Here is a 3,293-nt window from a genome sequence, read left to right as displayed (position 1 = left end):
AACTCGCGACCCTCACCTTGGCAAGGTGATGCGCTACCAACTGCGCTACATCCGCTTTCCACAACCCCACGGGCGTTAAACCCGCGGTGCTTGTGCCAGACAAACATTAGCCGCCGCAAGGGGAAATGCCAAATGCCCAGCTCAGTTACGGGTTACCAGTTTGACCGCTGCCGCGAGTGGTGGAGATGGTGGTGCGGACGCGGCGGGGCAGGGTGGGGCGTCGATATCCGGGGTGGGGGTGAGCGGCGTGACCTGCGGATTGGACCTTGCGGCGCTGAGTGTGTTAACTTCCTGTTCAGCACAAAATGGTCCCATAGCTCAGTGGGAGAGCGTTCCGTTCACACCGGAAAGGTCGCTGGTTCAATCCCAGCTGGGACCACAAGAATAAGCCCGCCGCAATGGTGGGCTTTTTGCGTTGCCACGGCAAGGTTGGGCTTGGCTGATTGGGGCGGCAGAGATGGGCCACGGCTCGGGCGCCGAATTGCCTCGTTGATGTGGTTTCTTTCACTTTTGCAGGAATGCTACCCGGGTTGGGTTCGGCGTTCGGCCAATCAGTATTTGCGGCGGGGTAGGCTTAGTTGCGCGCCGCGGTGTTGGACCCAGCCTGGGAACTTTCTCGCCGTTGTGTACGACTACTCAATGTTGCCAACGTTGTCCACGCATGTGCGTGGATTCCTGCATCGTGAATGCGGGTATGAGGGAGGATGTTTGTGAGGTACGGAAAACTCGTGGCGCTGTGGTCGAGTTGCCTGTGCGCTGCTGCGCTGGTGGTTGGCTCAACCCCGGTGGCTTTCGCTCACGATGTGGTGATTTCCTCGGACCCGATGGATGGCGCCACGGTGGCCGAGTTTCCGCGCAAGATTTCGCTGGAGTTTTCCGGTATTCCGCAAGATTCGTTCAATACGATCGCGGTGAGTGATGCCGCGACCTCCGAAATTTTGGTGCGCACCGAACCGGAACTTAATCAACAGGTTGTGACCCTAGAGATTCCGGACGACGTGCGCCCAGGACCGGGCGACTACATTGTGGGCTTTCAAATCACATCGTCGGACGGTCACGCCACACGTGGGAAAACTACGTTCAGCGTGGGTGATCCAGCGTCGAGTAACGAGGACGGGGCCACCATGACCCAAGACGCCACCCAAACTCCGTCAATGTCCGGTCAGGAATCCGAAGCCGCCGAAAATACGCCGGCCGTGAGCACGGTTGGTTGGGGTGTGGCGGGGGCAGCGTTGGTACTGATTGTCGCTGTAGCGGCTTACATGTTCAAGAAACGAAAGTGAGTGTATGTATGAATTCGCGTCATGTTTCCCGTGTGGGTGTCACTGTGATTGCAGCGGCGGCGTTGACGCTGGCGGGGTGCACAAACTCTGCCGATGACCAAGCCTCCAATGTGTCCTCCGCGATGAGTTCGGCCACGTCTGCGATGGAGTCCGCGTCGAACGCGGCTTCGGAAAGCATGGACGCCCCGCTGGAAATCCGTGACGGGTTCGTTAAGGCCAAGCCTGCGGAAAAGCCGATGACCGGAATTTTCGGGACGCTGGCGAACACTGGTGACACCGACATCACCGTGGAGAGCTTCTCGTCTTCGCTCGACGGGGTGGGTAAGTACGAAATCCACGAAACCGTCGACGGTTCCATGCGGATGAAGGAAGGCGGCATCGTCATTCCAGCCGGTGGAACCTATGAGCTGAAGCCAGGCGGCGACCACCTCATGCTCATGGATATCGCCGCGCCCATCGAGGCCGGCGACACCGTGGACTTGATGCTCAAGACTGCCGACGGCAAAGAAATCACCATCAAGGATCTGCCGGTGCGCACAATCGGCTCCGGCGAAGAGGACTATGGCAGCGACGGCGGCGTCCAAGGCGACAGCGGCATGGAGCACATGGATTCCTCCGAAGCGAACACGCATGAAGGCCACAACCATTAACCGCCGTTAGAACACGCAAAGGACCCCGTGTTTTCCATGGATCAGTCAGATCTGCCCAATGTTTCTGTTAGCCGCCGCGGTTTCTTAGCCGGCGTTTCCACTGCTGCGGTGGGCGGTGTGTTTGCCGCCCCACTTGCCGCAGGGGCCGCCGCCGAATCAGCACCAGAGCCGAGCGCCGCGTTACGGGAACAAAGACACGAATTCGCGGGAGTTCACCAAGCGGGAATTGCAACACCGGGACAAGCACACCTCAACCTGGTTGCGTTTACCCTCCGCAAGGGTGTCGACGCCGCGGGCGTGCGCCGCCTGCTGCGGCTATGGACCGAAGATGCCGAACGCCTCACCCAAGGGAAAACCCCAGTGGGTGACTTGGAGCCGGAAATGGTGATCACGCCCGCAAATCTCACGATTACGTGCGGGTTCGGTGCGCGACTGTTCGACATCATCGGTATGCCGGACAAGCGTCCGGATTGGTTGGGGCCGTTGCCGAAATTCTCGCGTGATGAGCTGAAGGACGAGTGGGGCGAGGCGGACATTGTGTTGCAATTGTGCTGCGACGATCCGCTGACGCTTTCGCACGCTATGCGGCACATGATTCGCGCAGGCATTGACTATGCCGCCACAAAGTGGGTGCAGCAGGGATTCCTGCATGCCAACGGCGGATTGGAAGAGGGGGAGACGCCGCGAAACCTTTTCGGCCTGAAAGACGGCACGATTAACCCGCATTCCGATACGGAGTACGACGACATCGTGTGGATCGACGAAGGGCCGAAATGGTCCCGCGGCGGCACCTGCATGGTGGTCCGGCGGATCACCATGAACATGGACACCTGGGAGATCTTGGATCGCGCGTCAAGGGAAATTGCTTTCGGGCGCAAACTCGACAACGGCGCGCCGCTATCCGGTGGAGACGAATTCACGGCGGCTGATTTTGACAAGTCGGACCATTTGGGCTTGCCCATGATTGACCCGCTCAGCCATATGGCGCGCTCCGCGCCGCCAGAAGATGAACCGAACCAAAAGCTCCGGAGGCGGGCGTACAACTACGATCTTCCACCAGCGCCGAATTCGGAAGTGAGTTCTAACTCTGGGTTGATTTTTATCTGCTTCCAGAAAAACCCGCTGAAACAGTTCGTGCCCATCCAACAGCGCTTAGACGAAGCGGACCGCCTCAACCAGTGGATCAGCCACATTGGGTCCGCCGTGTTCTACTGCCCGCCAGGCGTGGGCGAAGGACGCGACAAATATTGGGGAGCCGGGTTGTTCGAGGCTTAAACAGTGCGGGGATCGGGGGCGGGGCGGGGGCTTTGATTGGGCGTGAGCCTTGGCGGAATACATGCCGTGAGCCTTGGCGGAATAG

Annotated in this window: 3 protein-coding genes and 1 tRNA gene; all 4 read left to right on the top strand. The window is 59.5% G+C overall.

All coding sequences use genetic code 11. The features are described 5' to 3' along the window. Positions 1-307: 307 nt before the first annotated feature. The 4 genes from Q4D83_RS12050 (at position 308) to Q4D83_RS12035 (ending at position 3,208) form a co-directional block, all read left to right on the top strand. Positions 308-379: transfer RNA gene (locus Q4D83_RS12050), tRNA-Val, on the top strand. Positions 380-710: 331 nt separating this feature from the next. Next, a complete protein-coding gene (locus Q4D83_RS12045) occupies positions 711-1,283 on the top strand; it encodes a copper resistance protein CopC (protein ID WP_303175559.1) in 573 nt (190 codons plus the stop codon). An 8-nt stretch (positions 1,284-1,291) separates the two neighbouring features. Continuing rightward, positions 1,292-1,933, top strand: coding sequence for a copper chaperone PCu(A)C (locus tag Q4D83_RS12040; RefSeq protein ID WP_303175558.1), 642 nt, complete (start codon positions 1,292-1,294; stop codon positions 1,931-1,933). Between the two features lie 36 nt (positions 1,934-1,969). Beyond that, the gene (locus tag Q4D83_RS12035) at positions 1,970-3,208 is read left to right on the top strand and encodes a Dyp-type peroxidase (protein ID WP_303175557.1); all 1,239 of its coding nucleotides are present in this window, start codon (positions 1,970-1,972) and stop codon (positions 3,206-3,208) included. Positions 3,209-3,293 lie beyond the last annotated feature (85 nt).

The organism is Corynebacterium sp. (genome assembly GCF_030532715.1).
Taxonomy (GTDB): Bacteria; Actinomycetota; Actinomycetes; order Mycobacteriales; family Mycobacteriaceae; genus Corynebacterium.
This window is presented reverse-complemented; position numbering and strand designations above follow the sequence as displayed.

What these genes read in the sequence shown, in the direction of transcription:
- Q4D83_RS12040 (WP_303175558.1), top strand. Translation starts at nt 1,292, where the DNA reads ATGAATTCGCGTCATGTTTCCCGTGTGGGTGTCACTGTGATTGCAGCG.
- Q4D83_RS12035 (WP_303175557.1), top strand. Translation starts at nt 1,970, where the DNA reads ATGGATCAGTCAGATCTGCCCAATGTTTCTGTTAGCCGCCGCGGTTTC.